Genomic DNA, 19,520 nt, shown 5'->3' with positions numbered 1-19,520 from the left:
AGCGAAAGGCACTCGACTCCGGCGGGAGGTAGCGGTAGACTTGAGACCCCGCAACGAAGTGAGGAGGCTCAAGCACCGCCCCGCGGAAAGCGAGTGACTGAAGCGAAAAGAAACGGTCAACCTTACAAGCCGATAACATCAGTTTCTATAGAAAACAGCCGACTTGATTAAAAAGAACGCACCTCGTCAACAATGTTGATGAGGTGTTTTTTTATGCAACGGTTAATAAAAGGGAGAATTAATAAACTCGGAATCTGTGTCGTACTGCTCTTAAGCCTGCTTGTCGGAAGGCTTGTTCAAGTGCAGCTCATCAGCACAGAATCCTTCACAGATCAACATATAAACTTAATTGAAGCAAGCGTCAAACAACGAACACAATCACTTGTGATTGATGAAGGCCGTGGAAGATTCATTGATCGGAATGGCTTGCCATTAACGCATGACTATTTTCCAAGTGTCATCTTATTTCCTTTCCTGAACGGTCTTGATTGGCCGAAAGAGAAGCTCGCTGGCATCTTGCAGATGAATGCATCTGAGATTGACAGCCTGCTTGCTGATGCGGATAAACCAGTCGTGTTATCAGAAAGTTTAACAGATGAGAAAATGGAACAAATTAACGAGCTTGATTATCCTGGAATTGTCGCCTTGTATCGTCAGTTTGAACTTGATGAAAAAATAGCAGAACACGTCATAGGTTTGACTGGGGAAGATGTTGATACATTTATGAAACGTTATGCTGATAAAGTCGAGAAAGAAAACTATTCGCCACATACGCCGATTGGAGTATCCGGATTAGAAGAAGCGTTCGATGAAATTATTTTACCGGAAGGCTCAACAAAATTGCTCTACCATGTTGACCGTTTTGGCGGTCCATTATTCGGAATCGATGTTCGGTATATGTCGCCGTCCAATCCCTATTACCCTCTTACTGTCCAAACAACCCTTGATAGAAACATCCAGCAACTGGCAGAGAAAACCCTTAATGAATATCAAGTTAAAAAGGGTGGGCTTGTCGTCATTGATATTGAAACAAATGAAGTGGTCGCGATGGTATCCAAACCATCCATGGACCCTGAGAACCCTTCAAAGGGAGCGGGTGCACATAATTATTTGCTAGAACCCCATTTTCCTGGCTCTGTGTTTAAAACGGTTGTAACGGCAGCAGCAATCGAGGAAAACGTTGTGGACAATGAAATGATGTTCAACTGTGATTTGGATATAAGGGGAAATCTGCACGAGGATGTAAAGAAGCGTATGGGTACGATCAACCTCGAAAAAAGCTTTGCCCAAAGTTGTAACTATACGTTTGGTGAGATTGGTAAACAGTTGGCTCAAAAAGATAAGGGCGCATTGGATAAGTATGCAGCTATGCTCGGGTTAACGGGAACTGTTGGATGGAAGGGGGATATGTTTGGTTTTGATGATTTTGTTCAGATCCCTCATGAAAAAGAAAATGTGGTGTGGGATAACGATGAAGATAAAGGGGTGCCTCTTGCTATAGCGCAGACATCAATCGGACAAAAAGATGTAAAAGTAACGCCACTTGCCGTCGCGAATATGATGGCCACGATAGCGCGGGGTGGAGAGTCGAAAGAAGTTAAGTTGGTCAGTGACATCCTATACAAAAACGGGACGACCTTGTTTACATTTCCTGAGCATGAAAGAGATGTTGAAAAGCTTTCATCCTACACGGTCATGCAGCTTCAACATCTTTTAAGAGAAGTAGTGGAAGGTGATACTGGGACCGGATGGAGAATGAAAGGCCTCTCTTATGAAGTTGCAGGAAAAAGCGGTACGGCGCAGACAGGAAAATTTACCGATGACGGTCGAGAGTTATACAATAGATGGTTTGCAGGTTATTTTCCAATCCAAAGTCCTAAATATGCTATGGTTATGGTGGAATTAGATGTTGTGGATGAGAACAATGTCTCATCAGTTTACTCAAAAATGGTTCAAGAAATATACAACTGGGAAAACCAAGAAAGATAATGGCAATCCTTTTCACTGTGCTTTTTATAGTATTGATGGTACAATAAGCTATTGTAATTATACTATATATGGCTTTGACTAGGAGGGACTGTCGTGTCTTTAGACTTTAACAAAGGTGGCTCACGTTACGGCCGAACAACCAAACGCAAAAAAACAAACATGATTTTGAACATCCTGATTGGTGTTGTATTCATATTTATCGTCGTTCTTGCTTCTTCCTTGTTCTTTGGAAAGAATGACCCAGCCACAGATAACGAAAATCAGCTGGCTACAGGGGAACAGGAATTAAGTGAAACAGAAGAGAACGCAGCAGAACAAGAATCCGAGGAAGCTGCTCCTACTGACGAGGAAGAAGCTGAATCTGAGGAAGCGGAAGAATCCGCTGAGCAAGACGCGGAAGAAGAAAAAGAAAAAGAAGAAAAAGATAAAGATAAAGAAGAGGAAAAAGAAGAAGATTCCAACGAAGCGGACGATTCCGAAACAGAGGTTTCCGAAAACTCCGATGACCCTAATGTCATCAAAACAATGACTAACCCAGGCTGGGGACCTGGTGGAACTTCTCAATCCGAGCCACATACATCCGTCTATGACGAAGGCCATGTTGACTGGGATGAAAAATTAAAAGCCGTGGAAGCAGCTACCCGTTTGAGCAGCAGCGACTACACATTGATTTTCTTAGGCAATGGCGGCAGTGAGCACTCATCCATAGCGTCCATCAAAAATAAATCAACGGGCGAAAACTTCAAAGTCTATCTGGAATGGGTGACCAACAAAGGTTGGAAACCAACAAAGGTGGAGCAGGTTAAGTCGTTGTAAAGTGTGTGAATTAAATAGTGGTGCGGACCTATCCCATTGGGGGTGGGTCTTTTTTATTGTGGTTATGGTGTTCGACTTTTGGGAAGGTCAAGGGATTGAAGTGTTGAAGGGCTTTTGGTGGGGGGAGGCTGGTTGGCATGAGGTTTTGGGGTGGGGTTTTTGGAAATAGGTAACTGAGGGGTTTGGTTGGAGCAAAGACAGGAGTGTCGAATGTTGATGTATTTTGTCGAACGGCTCGTAAGTGACGTGTTTCGGCTCGTATTTATGAATAACGGAAAATAAAATGTGCGTTTCGGCTCGTATTTTTACGTAAATGAAAATAAAATTAGGAGTTTGGAAAATAACCAATTTAGAGAGGTTACTTTAAATGGTCACTCAAAACAAATACATAGAAAAAAGATACTTTAGAGCAGGGAATTAAGTGAGATAAAGAGAATATAGTTAAGAATGAAAAAGCGGAGGTGGAAAATGATCAAAAAGCAAAGGGAAAAGTCGCATAGGCTTCTAACTCACGAGGCAGCAATGCGAAGGATCCCCAAAAATCACTCTAAATACCCAATGTTAGAAAAAGAACATGGCAAATTGTTCTACGGTCATAAAGGGGAAGAAGCAATGGATTACTTTTTAACCTTTCTCCCTGATAATGAGTATTTAATTCTAAATAGTCTCAGGCTTGAAGATCCAAAAGGTAGATATTTTCAAATGGACACTGTACTTCTCTCCCAGACCCACTGCATTATAGTTGATTCAAAGTATATAAATGGAGTTTTAGAGTTTGATGAACAAGCAAATCAACTATTAAGGCACTTACCTGATAATGGCGGTATAGAAAAGTTAAGTGATCCAATCTCTCAAATGGCACGGCAAAGACATCAGCTTGCACTTTGGTTTGATAAGCATGGTTTTCCCCCCATCCCAATCGCAAGTCTCATCGCTTTAACTCATACTAGTGCTACTCTTATTAAGACCACACCCTCCATTATGAAAAAAGTCACTTTTCAAACGAATCTTCCAAACAGAATAAAAGAAATTAACGGTATACATACCCATGAAAAACTTTGTAAGAAAAATCTTCAAAAACTCTCAAAACTGATGATTAAAAAGCATACTCCTGATAAGTTCAATCTTCTTGTCAACTACAAAATTCCACCTCAAGAACTTATACTTGGAGTAATTTGCACTTCTTGTACAAGTGCCCCAATGCAAAAGAAAAGATCAACATGGTACTGCTTTAAATGTGGAGCATCTTCTAAAGTTACACATCTAGAAGCACTTTTAGATCACAAATTATTGTTAGGAGAAATCGTTACAAATAAAGAAATAAGGTGGTTTCTTCAACTACCTTCTCCAACAGCTACTTCCAAATACTTATCCTCATTAAACCTTAGATTTGAAGGGGATTATAAAGGTCGAAAGTATTTCTTAAAGTGATAACCAAACAAAAAAACGCCCCCTCCCGAGCGTTCTCGCACAACCTATTCATTTCCCCTTCAACCTAAAATGCACCACGGCACTGTAAAAGCGTCTGCCTTCCTCATCTACATGCATTTGATGAGATACGGAGTGGACTCCGAGCATGATGGCGCGGTTGTGATCAATCTGTTCATTTATTTTCTTTTCTAACGTTTTCAAGTCAAGTGCTTCAAAAAACTCTACTTTATCTTCTAATAAACTAAATTCAAAGTTCCTCATTAATAATTCCTAGTCCTTTCATCGGGTTTATTTTGCAGAAAAATCAGAACGTTTGCAACCGCTCTCAACCTTCTCCTATAAGGGTCCCATGTATATTCTACCAAACATTTTCATTGAAGAAAATAGAAAGATGTGTTAGATTGAGAACAGTTATTTTATTAAAGCATACTATACTGATAGGAATTATATAAATTATAAGTGGAGTGATCATTAATGGGACGTGAATTCGTCGAACTGTTTAATGACTGGGCAAACTATTATGATGCGACGGTAAGCGGCAAAGACCAGGAATATGCAGAGGTTTTTCGTGGCTATGATGATATCTTGAAAGATGTAGCCTCTAAAGCTTTAAGTCCTGTCGTTGAATTTGGAGTGGGGACAGGGAATCTCACAGCCGAGCTGTTGAAACAAGGTAAAAAAGTGTATGCCATTGAGCCTTCTAAAACTATGAGGGAAAAGGCGGCAGAAAAGCTGCCACAGACCGTCAGTATCGAGGATGGGGACTTTTTGAGCTTTTCTGAACCGTCAGATCAGGTTCAATCCATTGTAAGCACCTATGCGTTTCATCATTTGACAGATGTTGAAAAAGAAGAAGCGGTGGCGCACTATGGAAAGTTGCTTGATAAAGGTGGTAAAATAGTATTTGCTGATACGGTCTTTGAAAATGATGATGCGTACAGAGCGACAATTGAACAGGCAAAAAAGCATACGTTTTTGAATTTGGCGAACGACTTGAAAACGGAATACTATACAACGATAAGGGTACTCACTGATATTTTCGAAAAGCATGGATTTGAAGTGGAGTACCAGCGTTTTAACCATTTTGTCTGGGTAATGGAAGCAACAAAACAATAGTAGGCGGGCAATCACATTCTCTCTTTTTTTGAAAAAGTGAGTCGATCCGTCCACTAATTTTATGAAAAGAGGGATTCTCATAATGAAAGTAGCAATTATCGGAGCAATGGAAGAAGAAGTAACAATCATGCGTGAAAAAATTGAAGGTATGGAGACAACAACTGTTGCAGGTTGTGAATATTATACAGGAACATTGAATGGCGTGGATGTTATTCTTTCTAAATCAGGGATTGGTAAAGTGAATGCGGCACTCAGCACGTCTTTACTTTTAGAACGTTTCAAACCGGAAGTAGTGATTAATACTGGTTCCGCTGGTGGGTTCTCGCCGTCCTTAAATGTTGGAGATGTTGTTATTTCTACAGAAGTTCGTCACCATGATGTGGATGTGACGGCTTTTGGATATGAATACGGACAAGTTCCGGGTTTGCCGGCAGCATTTGAAGCAGATGCAAAGCTTATGGCTGTTGCGAAAAAAGCGGCGGAAAATGTGAGCGGGATGCAGGTTGTGGAAGGACTTATCGCAACAGGTGATTCCTTTATGAATGATCCGGTCCGTGTGGAAGCGGTGCGTGAAAAGATGCCTGAACTGCAGGCTGCGGAAATGGAAGCGGCGGCAATTGCACAGGTATGCCATGCGTTTGAGGTGCCGTTTGTGGTAATTCGTGCACTATCTGATATCGCAGGGAAAGAGTCCAACATCAGTTTCGATCAATTCTTAAGCAAAGCAGCATTGCATTCTTCCATGTTAATTGAAAATATGCTAAGTGAGCTAAGAAACGCTTAACACATAGAAGGAATGTCTGCGGGGGGATAAAGGATGAACGTTTTTAAAAATGTCCATGGCTTGATTGGCAATACGCCTGTCGTGGAATTGAGTAATTTTGAGGTGCCAGAAGGGGTGCGCCTCTTTGCAAAGCTTGAGTTTTATAATCCTGGCGGAAGTATAAAAGACCGTTTGGGGAAAGAGTTACTCGAGGATGCGGTTCGTTCCGGCAAGCTGAAAGAAGGCGGAACCATCATTGAACCAACAGCTGGCAATACTGGTATCGGACTTGCGCTTGCTGCGGTTGGTACTAGTTACAAGGTAATGGTATGTATGCCGGAGAAGTTCAGTGTGGAAAAACAGGATCTGATGAAGGCGCTTGGTGCTACGATTGTTCACACTCCAACGCCGCTTGGGATGAAGGGGGCAATTCAAAAAGCCAAAGAGCTTAACGAGGAGATTCCTAATTCTTATTGTCCGCAGCAGTTCGGAAACCCTGCCAATCCAGAAACCTATTACAAAACACTGGGACCTGAGCTTTGGGAACAGTTGGATGGACAGGTGGATGTGTTTGTAGCCGGAGCGGGAACAGGTGGAACCTTCATGGGAACTGCCAAGTTTTTAAAAGAAAAGAACCCAGAAGTGAAAACGGTCATCGTGGAACCAGAAGGATCTATTTTAAACGGCGGCGAGTCTGGCCCGCATAAAACAGAAGGCATTGGGATGGAGTTCCTCCCAGGATATATGGATGAGACATATTTCAACGCCATCCACACGGTATATGATGTGGATGCATTTGACCGCGTCAAGGAATTGGCACAAAAAGAAGGTCTGTTGGTAGGAAGCTCTTCAGGTGCTGCGTTGCATGCGGCTTTGAAAGAAGCAAAAATAGCCCAACCGGGAACCAACATTGTGATGATTTTTGCTGATAGCAGTGAACGCTATTTAAGCAAAAAGATTTATGAAGGAGGAATTTGAAATGCATAAGAAAACTAAACTGATTCATGGTGGAATCTTCGGTGACCCACATACAGGTGCCGTTTCTACACCTATCTATCAAGTAAGCACATATAAACAGGAGAGTGTAGGGAATTTCAAAGGGTATGAGTATTCCAGAACTGGAAACCCTACGCGTCATGCATTGGAAGAATTGATAAAAGACTTGGAAAATGGAAAAGCAGGCTTTGCTTTTGGTTCTGGTATGGCGGCCATTACAGCCGTTATGATGTTGTTTGACAGCGGAGACCATGTGGTTTTAACCGATGATGTGTACGGTGGGACATACCGTGTCATGACAAAGGTGTTAAACAGAATGGGAATTAGCTCCACTTTTGTGGATACTAGCAAGGTGGAAAATATAGAGGCAGCCATTCAAGAAAATACGAAGGCGCTTTTCATTGAAACACCGACAAATCCATTGCTAAAAGTGACGGATATTCAAAAAGCTAGTTTAGTTGCGAAAAAGCATAATCTCTTAACAATCGTTGATAACACATTCAGCACTCCATATTGGCAGACGCCAATTAATCTTGGTGCAGACATTGTCCTTCATAGTGCGACCAAGTACATTGGTGGTCACAGTGATGTGGTGGCAGGTCTTGTTGTTGTTAATTCAGAGAAACTGGCAGAAAAGTTGCATTTCGTTCAGAACTCAACCGGGGGTATCTTAGGGCCGCAAGATTCTTGGCTATTGATGCGAGGAATCAAGACGCTTGGGCTTCGTATGGAGGCGACGGAAAAGAACACTCGCCGCATCGTTGAGTTCCTAGAAAGCCATCCTTTTGTTGGAAAAGTATACTATCCTGGATTAGAAGAACATCCGAACCATGAGGTTGCCAAGCAACAAGCCGACGGTTTTGGTGGCATGGTGTCCTTTGACATCGGAAGTGCCGAGAAAGCGGATCAGCTGTTAGCAAGAATTAAATACTTCACGTTAGCGGAAAGCCTAGGAGCAGTGGAAAGTTTAATTTCTGTTCCTGCACGAATGACACATGCATCCATTCCGGCTGAGCGACGTGCAGAACTCGGAATTGTGGATGGTTTAGTTCGTATTTCCGTCGGTATTGAAGATGTAGAAGATCTTATTGCTGATTTGAAGCAGGCAATTGAAGGTTAATTCAAGATTAAAGGTCCTATGAGAGAACAACTCTTATAGGGCTTTTTTTTTGTAACAGTTGCTTAGCGTTCCGGTGGAAATCTGATATAATATAAAGATAATACATAATTTTCATACTATTTTTACTAGGAGGATTATCATGTCTACAGTACCTGTATTAGAAAAGAATGTTCAAGAAAAAGTGGATGCCTTCAATAGATTGGATGAGAAGCTTTGCCATTATAATGATGTGTTGGGTCTTCTTAGCTGGGATTCTAAAACGAAAGCTCCTAAAAAAGGACGTTCCTTGTTTGGAAAAGCTAGAGGAACATTGTCGACAGAAGCTTTCAAGCTGGCAATCTCGGAAGAAATGGGAGAGTTGCTTACTTTCTTGACTGAAGAGAAGGTATGGGAGCAGTTGGATGAAGCGACAAAGGCGTGTGTGGCCGAGAGGAAAAAGAACTATGACAAGTCCATCAAAATCCCGGCAGAAGAGTATCAAGAATATGTCATTCTTGTTAATGATGCGAATGAGGCATGGGAAGAAGCGCGTGAGAAGAATGATTTCGCATCTTACGCACCTGTACTGGAAAAAGTATTGGCGTTCAAGAAGAAGTTTGGTGAATATTATGGTTATGAAGGGCACCCATACAATGCGATGTTAAATGAGTTTGAGCCTGGATTGACTGTAGAAAAGCTAGATCCATTGTTTAAGGAGCTTCGAGAAAAAAGTGTAGAGCTCTTGAATAAAATAAAAGCTTCACAGTCCCAACCGCGTGAGGATATTTTCGCGCAGGAATATGATGTAGAAGCTCAAAAGAAATTCAATCAATATATTCTGCCTCTAATCGGTTTTGATATGGAAGGTGGTCGCTTAGACGAAACGGTGCACCCTTTTGCTTCTTCTGTCAATACGGGCGACGTTCGTATCACGACCCGTTACTTAAAAGATAATGTCCGTTCTGCCATTTTTGGCACCATCCATGAGGCAGGCCACGGAATGTATGAACAGGGAGTCAATCCTGCATTTGAAGGAAGAGTGATTCGTCGAGGGACATCCTTTGGTATCCATGAATCTCAATCCCGTTTCTTAGAAAACATGGTGGGGCGCAGTAAGGAATTTTGGACTTATTTTTATAAAGATTTACAAGAACATTTTCCAGAACAGCTGCAAAATGTTTCACTCGAAGATTTCTATGCTGCTACAAACAGGGTGGATCCATCTTTCATTAGGGTGGAAGCAGATGAGCTGACATATAATCTTCATATCATGATTCGCTATGAAATCGAGAAAGGTTTATTTGCCGGGGAATATGAAGTGAAGGATCTTCCAAAGGTTTGGAATGAAAAGATAGAGGAATACCTGGGAATTACACCACCAACAGACACGCTCGGTGTCCTTCAGGATGTGCACTGGTCCTTTGGCGGGTTCGGTTATTTCCCTTCTTATTCATTGGGCAATCTTTACGCAGCGCAAATCCTTTATACTTTTATCAAGGAAATGCCAGATTTCTATGACAAAATCGAACAGGGTGACTTCATGGCAATCCGTGGGTGGTTAAGAGAGAATATCCATCAATATGGAAAACTTTATTCTCCAAACGAATTGATTGTAAATGTGACAGGAGAAGAACTGGATGCAAAATATTTGGTGAGATACTTAGAAGAAAAGTATTCCGCAATCTATCAATTTTAATAAAAGGAAAAGCCTTCTGTTTAGCTGCAGAAGGCTTTTTACGTGGTCATTCGTTATTTTTTTTCGTCCTCATCCTTCTTGGTATAAAGAGTGCCATCTTTTACATTTTCATCGGTATTGTTAGAAGTGCTTGGATTATCAACAATGATGATTTCCTCTGTGCTCTCGCTTCCAGAGGAACAGGCTGTCAGAAAGGTTAAAAGGCAAAAGGCTGTGACTAATTTCTTCATTTAGTTCCTCCTCGCTCACAATTTATTGTTCCATTATAACGGGATATCCTTTAGGAAAAAAGTTTAGGGGGCGAAAAAAAGTATATTGATAGGAAGTGCCTATATGGTTAATGATGTGTAATAGGGAATATGGTCGCCGTACAGGAATAATACGGCAATAGCTAGCTACTTTCTTCACCGTAAGGAAGAAATTACATACCGGCAAACCTAGGAATCTATGTTAAAGTGAATAATAGATGGGGGGAGTCTAGATGAATACGAAGGCTTTACAAGCGAAGATTCAGGATTATACTAGATATGCCATAATATTAACGACCGTCAGTGTGTTTTTATATATAGGAGTTGCTTTTCAGCATGCAGGGAAAGAGGCTTTACAGATTTTTACGATGATGGGTGCCACTGTTGTTTTACTTGGTGGGGCAGTGTTTTTTGTTTTGAGAGCCAGAAAGTTGAAAAGGTTGTTGCAAGAACAGGATGAACAATAAGAAGAGGAACCCTCATGTTCCTCTTCTTTTAATTTGTTGATTTCCGTTCCAGCGCTTCGCTTACCTGCGGGCGTCTGCGCGCCTTCCACTCCAATCAACAAGGGACTACTTTAACCTTAGCATCTTATCTCATAGACTTTCGGTAGCCGGCTTTTTGTGCTTCTTGTTCGGTGTTAAAGCATTCTTCTGGAATGGTCCGGTCATAGTAGGCACCTGTCTCCACGTGATAGATTTTTTCTCCGCTTGAGCTGATATTCCCTTTTACTGTACAATTGTCCGTCACAGGATTTTCCTCGGTAGGAGCTTTAAGATCAGGATCCTCCACGTATTCAGGATAAAAGCCATCTTCCTGTGCATAGTTCTCCACACTCCAAATGCCTATACCTTCAGCTTGAGCCTTCTCTTGAATGGCTTGATAAGTATCTACATAGCGGGTATTAGGTGGGAAAATATAAGCTACACGTGCCAACCCGCGCTTTAGAAGCTCCTCCTGTGCTGACACACCATTCACATATACATATGCTAAAATTCGTCCATAGTGGTCGCGCTCACTTACATCCAGTTCTATTTCTATTTTTCCGCCTTCCATGAACTCTTCCATGAATTCTTTCGCTTCAGGTCCAAACGGTTGGGGACCGTCCATTCTAGGGTGATTCGTTTCAGGAGTATCTACAAGTAAAAACCGGATATTCTCTTCTTTATTATTAATTATCACCTTTATCGTATCGCCGTCTATGACACGAACGAGAGGAACCTCCGTTCTTTCATATTCAGGTTCGGTATCTTCAAGGCTCTCTATCTCTGTTTCGGAAGAACTCTCATCAGGTGATTCAACTTGCTCTTGAACTGACTCAGGTATATCGTTCTTTGTTGCAGTGGATGAACTCTCATCCAAAGAACAGCCTGTTAAAATAAGAACAAGAATCAAGCACCATGTATATAATTTAATTCTCATAGGTGTCTCCTTTCGGTGCAAAAAAGTATTCCTCATTATACCACGCAATAAGCTATGTACTGGGGCATTTTCTAAAACAAAGTTTAACACTGTTAGAAGTGGGGTATTTATAGTTTGTGCTTTTAGGAAATACTGTAGAGAAATAATTAATTGTATGGGGAGTGAGAAGGTTTTGATAACCTTTCAAGATGTAACAAAAACATATGAAGACGGAACGACCGCCGTCCAATCCTTTAATTTGGAAATAAAAGAAGGAGAATTCTTTGTTCTGATAGGACCAAGTGGATGCGGAAAAACAACTACATTAAAAATGATCAATCGATTACATAATGTAACAAATGGGGATATCCTCATTGATGGAAAGAGTATCTCAGACCATAATATCCACGAACTTCGCTGGAATATTGGCTATGTTCTTCAACAAATAGCTCTTTTTCCACATATGACCATTGAAGAGAACATATCCATCGTCCCAGAGCTTAAATCCTGGAAAAAAGGAGACATCTCCAAAAGAGTGGACGAATTGCTCGATCTTGTTGGTTTAGAACCGTCTACGTATAAAAAACGAAAGCCATCTGAATTATCGGGAGGCCAACAACAAAGAGTGGGAGTAGCTAGAGCTCTAGCTGCCAATCCTCCTATCATCCTTATGGACGAGCCATTTAGTGCACTTGATCCGATTAGTAGGGAACAGTTGCAACAAGATTTCCTGAGCTTAAAAAAGAAAATCCAAAAAACGATCGTGTTTGTTACACATGATATGAACGAAGCCTTAACGCTTGGCGACCGAATTTGTTTAATGAAAGATGGGGAGGCAGTACAAGTAGGAACCCCGGAAGAGTTTGTAAATAACCCAAAGAACGATTTTGTGAAGAGTTTTATAGGTAATAGACGCAGCATTCTTCAAAAAACCATTGAAGAATTATTAGAGGATTTAACAATGAATTCTCCTGTTACGCCTTTCCGAGAAGTGGACAGTAACTTGACGATTGGTGAACTTCTTGCAATCTTGGCCGAAGAAGAGGCCGTTACCGTCATGCAAGCTAATGAACCTTTGGGCGTCCTATCTCGAAAAGATGTCCTTCACTTCCTTCATGAGCAAAGTGTAGAAGGGAGGCTTGCATAATGACATTCCTTCAAGAACTATATGCAGCCCGAGGCGATCAACTTTGGACAGCGCTATTAGAACATATACAAATCTCGGTCATTGCACTGGCGATAGCAGTCTTTATATCTGTTCCACTTGGCGTGCTATTAACGAGAAAAGAACGAATTGCTGAGCCGATAATTGGAATAACGGCTGTCATGCAGACCATTCCATCCCTTGCATTACTTGGACTGTTAATTCCTCTTGTAGGAATTGGATTCGTTCCGGCTGTCATTGCACTATTTCTTTATGCTTTACTTCCAATATTAAGAAATACCTATACAGGAATAAAAGAAGTAGATCCATCCTTGCGTGAAGCGGCGAAAGCAATGGGAATGACTTCGATGAAAAGATTATTTCGAGTGGAACTCCCGCTTGCGTTGCCGGTTATCATGGCTGGTATAAGAACAGCGATGGTATTGATTATCGGTACCGCAACCATTGTGGCTTTAATTGGAGCAGGAGGATTAGGTAGCCTCATTCTTCTAGGGATTGACCGAAACGACAATGCATTAATTTTGCTAGGAGCAATTCCTGCAGCACTTCTTGCCATTTTATTTGATATCATTTTACGTATGATTGAAACGGCAGCTAGAAAAGGATCTGGCAAAAAAGCCCTTATCATTGGGATTGTTGTGGTTCTTCTTTTCCTATCTCCTTTTGCGGTGATGAAAGCAACAGAAGCGGATCTTGTTATCAGTGGGAAAATAGGTGCAGAGCCTGACATTATCATTAACATGTATAAACTCTTGATCGAAGAAGAAACGGATTTGAAAGTTGAATTACGTCCATCGCTTGGAAACACGAGCTTTGTGTACCGAGCCCTGAAAAATAAAGACATCGACATCTATCCGGAGTATTCGGGAACTGCCATTGTCACCTTACTGGAAGAAGAACCTGTCAGCATTGATGATGAGGAAGTATTTGAACAGGCGAAAAAAGGCCTGATGGAACAGGATGAGCTTGTGTTCCTACAGCCTATGGGCTTTAACAATACATATGCCCTGGCAATCCCGGAAGATTTTGCTGAACAAAATGAAATTAATACGATATCTGATCTGAATGGTGCCAAAAATGAAATAAAGGCAGGATTCACCCTAGAGTTCTCCGATCGTCAAGACGGATATCTAGGCATTCAAGAAGTGTACGGCATCACGTTCCCTAACCTGACTACCATGCAGGCCAAACTGCGCTATCAGGCAGTGGAAAATGGAGATGTAAACCTAGTGGACGCCTACTCCACAGATGCAGAAATCAAACAATTTGATTTACGAGTGTTGGAAGATGACAAAAACCTTTTCCCTCCATATCAAGGAGCGGCATTGCTCAGAAAAGAAACCCTTGATGAGCATCCAGAACTAGAAGAAATCCTAAATCAATTGGAAAACCTAATAAATGATGACGAAATGCGTGACATGAACTATCAGGTAACCGTTGAAGGAAAGACCACATATGAAGTGGCCAAGGACTTTTTGGAGAAGAAAGGGTTGTTGGGGGAATAGACACGAAAAAACTAGGCTGCGAGGCCTAGTTTTTTTGTTAGTCAAGTAAGACAGAAAGTTCATCTATTTTTTCTTTAATATGCTTAACGAAAACCTTGTTCTCTTGAATCATGAAGATTTGAATGGATTTATTGTAATATTCGATGGCTATGTCGTGACTGTGCAATAGGCTGTAATTGTAGCCTATATGATAGTAAAGGCTGCCAAGAGCAAACATACTATTATGTTTAACACACCACTTTATTGCTTCTTTACATGCTTGAGTAGATTCTTCTAACATATTTAACCTGGTGAGAGTTTTAGATTTGTTATACAAAATTTTTATCTTAATAGTGGGGTCCTGATGATATGGGATTTTCATGTAATTTTTTATTGCATAGTTGTAAATTTCTAAAGCATCTTCATATGCTTTAGTTTCAAAATGAATAATAGCAATGCTATTAAGTATTTCTATTTCTCTTTCTCCCATCAGTTTAGAGGTCATTTTAGTTAATTCAAGAGCAGTTTGTAAAAGTTTTAAGGCATCTCGTTTATTTCGTTTAAGATGGTAGATGCATATACCTTCAGTCCATAGGAGAAATTGCTTATTCTTGCGATTATTTATAAACAAAGGATTTTTCTTTTCATTTTCAACAATATTAAAAACTTCCTCGTACTCATTACGATGTAACAACTCTCTTACTTGTGTAAAGACCTCTTCAATATAGGATAGTTGGGGGTTAGTTGCTAAGTCATAAAAATAATTTATATCCACACCTAGTCTTTCTGCTATATAATATAAAGTGTTAGCAAGAGGAAATACCTCTCCTTTTTCAATTTTACTGATTTGTGATTGTGTACAAATCCCTTCACTCAGCTCCGCCTGTGATAAGTTTAGTGCAGATCGTAGGATTTTTATCTCTTTTCCGATTAAAGAAAAATCCACAATATATCACATCCTATCTAATAAAATATTCCTAGAGTTATAATTTGAATTAAAATACGTAGAAAACAGAAGGAAAACGTGTCTTTCTTACAGTAAACCTTAAATATTGAGGAAATACTGTTTTTTTTTAATAGTGTAAAATACTTATATAAGCATAGTTTGATAATAACAGAAAAAATAATAGAAAGAGGTTATGATGATGAAAAGATTTATTATCACATTTTTAGTCGTTACTATCACTTTATTCGGAGCTAATACAGTATCTTCTCATGTAACCACTTTGGATGATGTAAAAACAAATGAATTACCATCAATACATTAATTTTAGGCTTTGATGTTAATATATTGTCAGTCTTTTGTAAGAGTAACTTTATTAGTAATCTAATTAAATAAAATTAGAAAGAGGTAATGAAGATGAAAAAGTATTTTATTTCCTTATTAGCATTCTCTGTAGTTAGCCTAGGAGCAAGTGCAGTATCTCATGCAGAAAATTCTAATGCTAAAGAGCTACCACCAATTCATATGAGTGAATTACCACCGATTCATATGGAATTGCCACCAATTCATATGAGCGAGCTACCGCCCATTCACATGGAACTACCACCAATTCATATGAAAGAGTTGACAGCTGAATTACCTTCTATTCACATGAAGGAACTGCCACCTATTCATATGTGAGTCTAAATAATTTAATGAGTAATACATCCTAATATAAAAAGGAAGGTTGATACCATGTCAGCTGCTAGTACAAACACTTTTGAGCTTACATGCTTTTGGTTTATCGTTGTTGATCGTGAGCAAAAGGCGCGTAGGCGTTACCGTGTTGCCCAGCTTGTAGATTACAAGAATAAAACATATGCAGAAGTTTCTAGGTGGTTTGAAACATTGTTTCAAGAGTACAGTGTGGTGAAAGTCGGCAAAGGTACTATACCTTCCAAGTTGAAAAAGTATCCTTATATTAAGTATTAAGATCTCCCTAATTACTGGGGAGGTCTTTTTTCTATTTATTGAACATTTGTTCTTCTAAATGAAATTGTACCATTAATCGTCAGAATTGTAACATAAATATAACATTTTGATGACGAGTTGATATGACATTTTTATTTGGATTAATTTTGAAGTGTACTTGCACATGAATGCCTTTTCCTACATAAGAATTATTACTAGGCTCTTGCCTAAGCATTTCTATGGAGGTGAAAGTGTGTCAAGCATATTAGCATCGGTAGGATACTTAATCAAAGAACTTGTTTTCCTAGTTTCTTACGTCAAGAACAATGCATTTCCACAACCATTGTCATCAGGGGATGAAGCGAAATACCTGAAATTGATGGCAGAAGGGAATGAAGAGGCAAGGAATCTACTTATTGAGCATAACCTGAGACTTGTGGCGCATATTGTGAAAAAGTTCGAGAATACAGGAGAAGATTCAGAAGATCTGATTTCGATCGGGACGATTGGGTTGATAAAAGCGATTGAAAGCTTCCACTCCGGAAAGGGGACGAAGCTAGCAACCTATGCTGCTCGTTGTATTGAGAATGAAATACTGATGCATTTAAGGGCGCTTAAGAAAACAAAAAAAGATGTTTCTTTACACGATCCCATTGGTCAAGATAAGGAAGGGAACGAAATCAGTTTAATAGATGTGCTTAAATCCGAATCTGAGGATGTCATCGATACCATCCAGCTAAATATGGAATTGGAAAAGATAAAGGTATACATTGATGTGCTGGATGAAAGGGAACGAGAGGTCATTGTCGGCCGATTTGGACTTGATCTTAAAGATGAAAAAACGCAACGTGAAATAGCAAAAGAACTAGGCATTTCCAGAAGCTATGTATCACGGATCGAAAAGCGTGCCCTCATGAAAATGTTCCACGAATTCTACCGAGCCGAAAAGGAAAAGAAAAAACAATAAAACAAACGAACCCCTTGGCTAACAAACCTGCCAGGGGGTTTCGACGTGAAGGGGGAAAATCCTGTGGGGGTCTGACCCCCACACAGAATTTTAATCTTCCTGTAACAAAAATATAATGAACTTTCCCGAAATTAATTGGGGTTTTCTCCGCGTTTGCCCTGTCTCTTTTGTGGGATGTGCATATGGTAGTAGTGTAGATACCTAGTTTGAGAAGGGGGTTGTTGGTATGTACGGGTACCCTGGAGGTTTTGGGTGTTGTCCTCCTCCTTATCCTGGGCCATATGGACCTGGATATTATGGTGGATGGTTATATGGGCTTCTAGTAATTTTGTTTATCTTGTTGCTTATTGGCGGCGCTTATTATTGCAAAAACCACTTATACAGATAAGCTTATGCTATCGGCATAGGCTTTTTTTTTGAGTGATGGCAAATAAATTTCGAGATGCGAAAATTACGTAAATCAAATAGTTTGGAATTGTAGAAATATTTACACTCTTCGTATATAATAGATTCATAATGCTAAAAGGGGGAATTACAACGTGACAACAAAAACATACAGTGAAACTTGGGATTTAGATGTATTTTTCCAAGGAGGAAGCAATTCAGAAGAATTCCATACATATTTAATAGAAATACACACAGAACTTGGTAAGTTTGAAAAGCAAATAGAATCATTCTCGACTGATAATCTTGAGGAAATCTTGGTTTCTTATGAAAATGTCGTTAAAAAAGTAGTACAAGCTTCCGCATTCATCAGCTGTTTGCTTGCACAGGACGTTAAGGACAAAGCTGCTTCACAACTTCAAGGTAAAGTAGCACAACTGCATGCCAAGTTACAGGTTCAGCTAGGTGCATTGGATGAGAAGCTAGTTGAAGTGGATGGAGCGACATGGGCAAGTCTTATTCAAAGAGAAGTCTTCCAACCATTAGAATATGTTTTAAATGAGAGAAGAAGAAGAGCTAGTGACAAACTACCTGCAGCACAAGAGAAGCTGGTAACTTCGTTAGCTGTAGACGGTTATCATGCTTGGGGGAAATTATACAACTCCATCGTTGGTACTATTAAGATACCGGTTGAGGAAAATGGAGAAGTGAAAGAGCTATCTGTCGGCCAAGCACATAATCGTTTTTCAAATGGTGATCGCAGTGTTCGAAAGAAAGTTTCGGATGCATGGAAAAAAGCGTGGGAAGGCCAAGCAGAAACAATCGCCGCTGCTTTAAACCATCTTGCAGGATTCCGCCTGCAGGTATATGAACAAAGAGGCTGGGACTCTGTGCTGAAGGAACCGCTTGAGAACAATAGAATGAAGCAAGAAACGCTAGATACGATGTGGCAAGTGATCACCGACCATAAAGGCACATTGAAAAAGTACCTAGAACGCAAGGCGGAGCTTTTAGGACTTGAAAAATTGAATATGTATGATGTTTCTGCGCCATTATCTTCAGAAGAGACGATTCTTTCTTATCAAGAGGGAGCAGAGTTCATCATTGAACAGTTCTCCAAGTTCGGACCAGAACTTACGGAATTTACAAAGAAATCATTCGAAGACAGCTGGATTGAGGCAGAAGATAGAGCAGGAAAGCGACCGGGTGGATTCTGCACAAGTTTCCCAGTATCCGGTCAATCAAGAATTTTCATGACATACTCTGGTACTCTTTCAAATGTCTCCACTTTGGCTCATGAATTGGGACACGCTTTCCACCAGCATGCTATGCACGGAGTTCCAACCTTGAACCGTTTTTACGCAAGTAATGTGGCAGAGACGGCTTCTACGTTTGCAGAAATGATTGTAGCGGATGCTGCAGTTAAATATGCGAAGGATGAGCAAGAAAAAATCTCTCTTCTAGAAGACAAGATTCAACGCAGTGTTGCATTCTACATGAATATCCATGCTCGCTTCCTTTTCGAGACAAGATTCTATGACGAACGCAAAAACGGATTGGTAAGTGTGGAAAAGTTAAACGAACTTATGGTAGAAGCGCAAAAAGAAGCATATTGCGACGCACTAGGGGAGTACGATCCAACATTCTGGGCATCCAAAATGCACTTCTTTATCACACAAGTTCCTTTTTATAACTTCCCTTATACGTTTGGTTATTTGTTCTCATTGGGCATCTATTCCCAAGCATTAGAAGAAGGAACGAACTATGAAGAAAAATACATTGCACTATTGAAAGATACAGCTTCCATGACAGTGGAAGATTTAGCGATGAAGCATTTGGGTGTCGATTTGACACAAAGAGACTTCTGGGAAAAGGCTGTCAAAAAATCGCTTGAAGATGTGGAAGAATTCTTACAACTTACAAGCAAATAGGTAGAAGAAAAGGCATTCCTGAATATAGGGATGCCTTTTCTTATGTTCAAATGTTATAATATCACTCATGGAGTTTAATAGACTATCACACACAACAGATTATCTTGTTTATATAGAAGAAATATTAGCTTGGAGGAATG

19 protein-coding genes are annotated in these 19,520 nt (G+C 40.2%); 15 read left to right on the top strand and 4 right to left on the bottom strand.

What is annotated here, in order from left to right; all coding sequences use genetic code 11:
- The first annotated feature begins 213 nt into the window (after positions 1–213).
- The 3 genes from B4U37_RS15590 to B4U37_RS15580 all read left to right on the top strand — a co-directional run bounded on the left by B4U37_RS15590 (position 214) and on the right by B4U37_RS15580 (position 4,236).
- On the top strand, positions 214–1,989 hold the full coding sequence (locus B4U37_RS15590) for a peptidoglycan D,D-transpeptidase FtsI family protein (protein WP_088018936.1): 1,776 nt from the start codon (positions 214–216) through the stop codon (positions 1,987–1,989).
- A 93-nt stretch (positions 1,990–2,082) separates the two neighbouring features.
- Entirely contained in the window at positions 2,083–2,805 is a 723-nt protein-coding gene (locus B4U37_RS15585; RefSeq protein ID WP_088018935.1) for a YrrS family protein, read from the top strand.
- Positions 2,806–3,273: 468 nt separating this feature from the next.
- Positions 3,274–4,236, top strand: coding sequence for a nuclease-related domain-containing protein (locus B4U37_RS15580; protein WP_157663806.1), 963 nt, complete (start codon positions 3,274–3,276; stop codon positions 4,234–4,236).
- A gap of 48 nt (positions 4,237–4,284) precedes the next feature.
- On the opposite strand, the gene B4U37_RS15575 is transcribed toward B4U37_RS15580, so the two are convergent.
- A complete protein-coding gene (locus tag B4U37_RS15575; protein ID WP_010196105.1) occupies positions 4,285–4,497 on the bottom strand; it encodes a YrzA family protein in 213 nt (70 codons plus the stop codon).
- A 213-nt stretch (positions 4,498–4,710) separates the two neighbouring features.
- On the opposite strand from B4U37_RS15575, the gene B4U37_RS15570 reads away from it, so the two are divergent.
- The 5 genes from B4U37_RS15570 (at position 4,711) to B4U37_RS15550 (ending at position 9,906) form a co-directional block, all read left to right on the top strand.
- A complete protein-coding gene (locus B4U37_RS15570) occupies positions 4,711–5,352 on the top strand; it encodes a class I SAM-dependent methyltransferase (RefSeq protein ID WP_088018933.1) in 642 nt (213 codons plus the stop codon).
- Between the two features lie 82 nt (positions 5,353–5,434).
- Positions 5,435–6,136, top strand: coding sequence for a 5'-methylthioadenosine/S-adenosylhomocysteine nucleosidase (mtnN, locus tag B4U37_RS15565; RefSeq protein ID WP_010196109.1), 702 nt, complete (start codon positions 5,435–5,437; stop codon positions 6,134–6,136).
- Between the two features lie 33 nt (positions 6,137–6,169).
- On the top strand, positions 6,170–7,093 hold the full coding sequence (locus tag B4U37_RS15560; protein ID WP_088018932.1) for a PLP-dependent cysteine synthase family protein: 924 nt from the start codon (positions 6,170–6,172) through the stop codon (positions 7,091–7,093).
- Between the two features lies 1 nt (position 7,094).
- Complete coding sequence (locus tag B4U37_RS15555; protein ID WP_088018931.1) at positions 7,095–8,231, top strand: bifunctional cystathionine gamma-lyase/homocysteine desulfhydrase; 1,137 nt, start codon at positions 7,095–7,097, stop codon at positions 8,229–8,231.
- Positions 8,232–8,370: 139 nt separating this feature from the next.
- Entirely contained in the window at positions 8,371–9,906 is a 1,536-nt protein-coding gene (locus tag B4U37_RS15550) for a carboxypeptidase M32 (RefSeq protein ID WP_088018930.1), read from the top strand.
- Positions 9,907–9,959: 53 nt separating this feature from the next.
- Here B4U37_RS15550 and B4U37_RS22055 read toward each other — a convergent pair whose 3' ends face one another.
- A complete protein-coding gene (locus tag B4U37_RS22055) occupies positions 9,960–10,136 on the bottom strand; it encodes a putative periplasmic lipoprotein (RefSeq protein WP_157663805.1) in 177 nt (58 codons plus the stop codon).
- 251 nt (positions 10,137–10,387) lie between these two features.
- Between B4U37_RS22055 and B4U37_RS15545 the strand changes: the two genes are divergently transcribed.
- On the top strand, positions 10,388–10,621 hold the full coding sequence (locus B4U37_RS15545; protein ID WP_088018929.1) for a YrhC family protein: 234 nt from the start codon (positions 10,388–10,390) through the stop codon (positions 10,619–10,621).
- Between the two features lie 124 nt (positions 10,622–10,745).
- On the opposite strand, the gene B4U37_RS15540 is transcribed toward B4U37_RS15545, so the two are convergent.
- Positions 10,746–11,576: a thermonuclease family protein gene (locus B4U37_RS15540; RefSeq protein WP_088018928.1), complete on the bottom strand. Its 831-nt coding sequence runs from the start codon at positions 11,574–11,576 to the stop codon at positions 10,746–10,748.
- A gap of 172 nt (positions 11,577–11,748) precedes the next feature.
- Here B4U37_RS15540 and B4U37_RS15535 point away from each other — a divergent pair, with 172 nt between their 5' ends.
- Together B4U37_RS15535 and B4U37_RS15530 are read left to right on the top strand one after the other, a co-directional pair.
- Complete coding sequence (locus B4U37_RS15535) at positions 11,749–12,702, top strand: ABC transporter ATP-binding protein (protein ID WP_088018927.1); 954 nt, start codon at positions 11,749–11,751, stop codon at positions 12,700–12,702.
- Positions 12,702–14,225: an ABC transporter permease/substrate-binding protein gene (locus B4U37_RS15530; RefSeq protein ID WP_088018926.1), complete on the top strand. Its 1,524-nt coding sequence runs from the start codon at positions 12,702–12,704 to the stop codon at positions 14,223–14,225. Before B4U37_RS15535 ends, B4U37_RS15530 begins: the two co-directional genes overlap by 1 nt.
- Before the next feature lie 37 nt (positions 14,226–14,262).
- Here the strand turns inward: B4U37_RS15530 and B4U37_RS15525 are convergent, their stop codons facing one another.
- Positions 14,263–15,150, bottom strand: coding sequence for a helix-turn-helix domain-containing protein (locus tag B4U37_RS15525; protein WP_157663804.1), 888 nt, complete (start codon positions 15,148–15,150; stop codon positions 14,263–14,265).
- Positions 15,151–15,564: 414 nt separating this feature from the next.
- On the opposite strand from B4U37_RS15525, the gene B4U37_RS15520 reads away from it, so the two are divergent.
- The 4 genes from B4U37_RS15520 (at position 15,565) to B4U37_RS15505 (ending at position 19,380) form a co-directional block, all read left to right on the top strand.
- Positions 15,565–15,828: a hypothetical protein gene (locus B4U37_RS15520; RefSeq protein ID WP_088018924.1), complete on the top strand. Its 264-nt coding sequence runs from the start codon at positions 15,565–15,567 to the stop codon at positions 15,826–15,828.
- Between the two features lie 54 nt (positions 15,829–15,882).
- Positions 15,883–16,119 (top strand): hypothetical protein, encoded by a 237-nt coding sequence (locus B4U37_RS15515; protein ID WP_010196128.1) that lies wholly within the window; start codon positions 15,883–15,885, stop codon positions 16,117–16,119.
- A gap of 232 nt (positions 16,120–16,351) precedes the next feature.
- A complete protein-coding gene (sigK, locus tag B4U37_RS15510; RefSeq protein WP_010196129.1) occupies positions 16,352–17,065 on the top strand; it encodes an RNA polymerase sporulation sigma factor SigK in 714 nt (237 codons plus the stop codon).
- A gap of 539 nt (positions 17,066–17,604) precedes the next feature.
- Entirely contained in the window at positions 17,605–19,380 is a 1,776-nt protein-coding gene (locus tag B4U37_RS15505; RefSeq protein WP_088018923.1) for a M3 family oligoendopeptidase, read from the top strand.
- The last annotated feature ends 140 nt before the right edge of the window (positions 19,381–19,520 follow it).

It is taken from the genome of Sutcliffiella horikoshii, assembly GCF_002157855.1.
GTDB lineage: Bacteria > Bacillota > Bacilli > Bacillales > Bacillaceae_I > Sutcliffiella_A > Sutcliffiella_A horikoshii_C.
This window is presented reverse-complemented; position numbering and strand designations above follow the sequence as displayed.

What these genes read in the sequence shown, in the direction of transcription:
- B4U37_RS15590 (WP_088018936.1), top strand. Translation starts at nt 214, where the DNA reads ATGCAACGGTTAATAAAAGGGAGAATTAATAAACTCGGAATCTGTGTC.
- B4U37_RS15580 (WP_157663806.1), top strand. Translation starts at nt 3,274, where the DNA reads ATGATCAAAAAGCAAAGGGAAAAGTCGCATAGGCTTCTAACTCACGAG.
- B4U37_RS15575 (WP_010196105.1), bottom strand. Translation starts at nt 4,497, where the DNA reads ATGAGGAACTTTGAATTTAGTTTATTAGAAGATAAAGTAGAGTTTTTT.
- B4U37_RS15570 (WP_088018933.1), top strand. Translation starts at nt 4,711, where the DNA reads ATGGGACGTGAATTCGTCGAACTGTTTAATGACTGGGCAAACTATTAT.
- mtnN (WP_010196109.1), top strand. Translation starts at nt 5,435, where the DNA reads ATGAAAGTAGCAATTATCGGAGCAATGGAAGAAGAAGTAACAATCATG.
- B4U37_RS15560 (WP_088018932.1), top strand. Translation starts at nt 6,170, where the DNA reads ATGAACGTTTTTAAAAATGTCCATGGCTTGATTGGCAATACGCCTGTC.
- B4U37_RS15555 (WP_088018931.1), top strand. Translation starts at nt 7,095, where the DNA reads ATGCATAAGAAAACTAAACTGATTCATGGTGGAATCTTCGGTGACCCA.
- B4U37_RS15550 (WP_088018930.1), top strand. Translation starts at nt 8,371, where the DNA reads ATGTCTACAGTACCTGTATTAGAAAAGAATGTTCAAGAAAAAGTGGAT.
- B4U37_RS22055 (WP_157663805.1), bottom strand. Translation starts at nt 10,136, where the DNA reads ATGAAGAAATTAGTCACAGCCTTTTGCCTTTTAACCTTTCTGACAGCC.
- B4U37_RS15545 (WP_088018929.1), top strand. Translation starts at nt 10,388, where the DNA reads ATGAATACGAAGGCTTTACAAGCGAAGATTCAGGATTATACTAGATAT.
- B4U37_RS15540 (WP_088018928.1), bottom strand. Translation starts at nt 11,576, where the DNA reads ATGAGAATTAAATTATATACATGGTGCTTGATTCTTGTTCTTATTTTA.
- B4U37_RS15530 (WP_088018926.1), top strand. Translation starts at nt 12,702, where the DNA reads ATGACATTCCTTCAAGAACTATATGCAGCCCGAGGCGATCAACTTTGG.
- B4U37_RS15520 (WP_088018924.1), top strand. Translation starts at nt 15,565, where the DNA reads ATGAAAAAGTATTTTATTTCCTTATTAGCATTCTCTGTAGTTAGCCTA.
- B4U37_RS15515 (WP_010196128.1), top strand. Translation starts at nt 15,883, where the DNA reads ATGTCAGCTGCTAGTACAAACACTTTTGAGCTTACATGCTTTTGGTTT.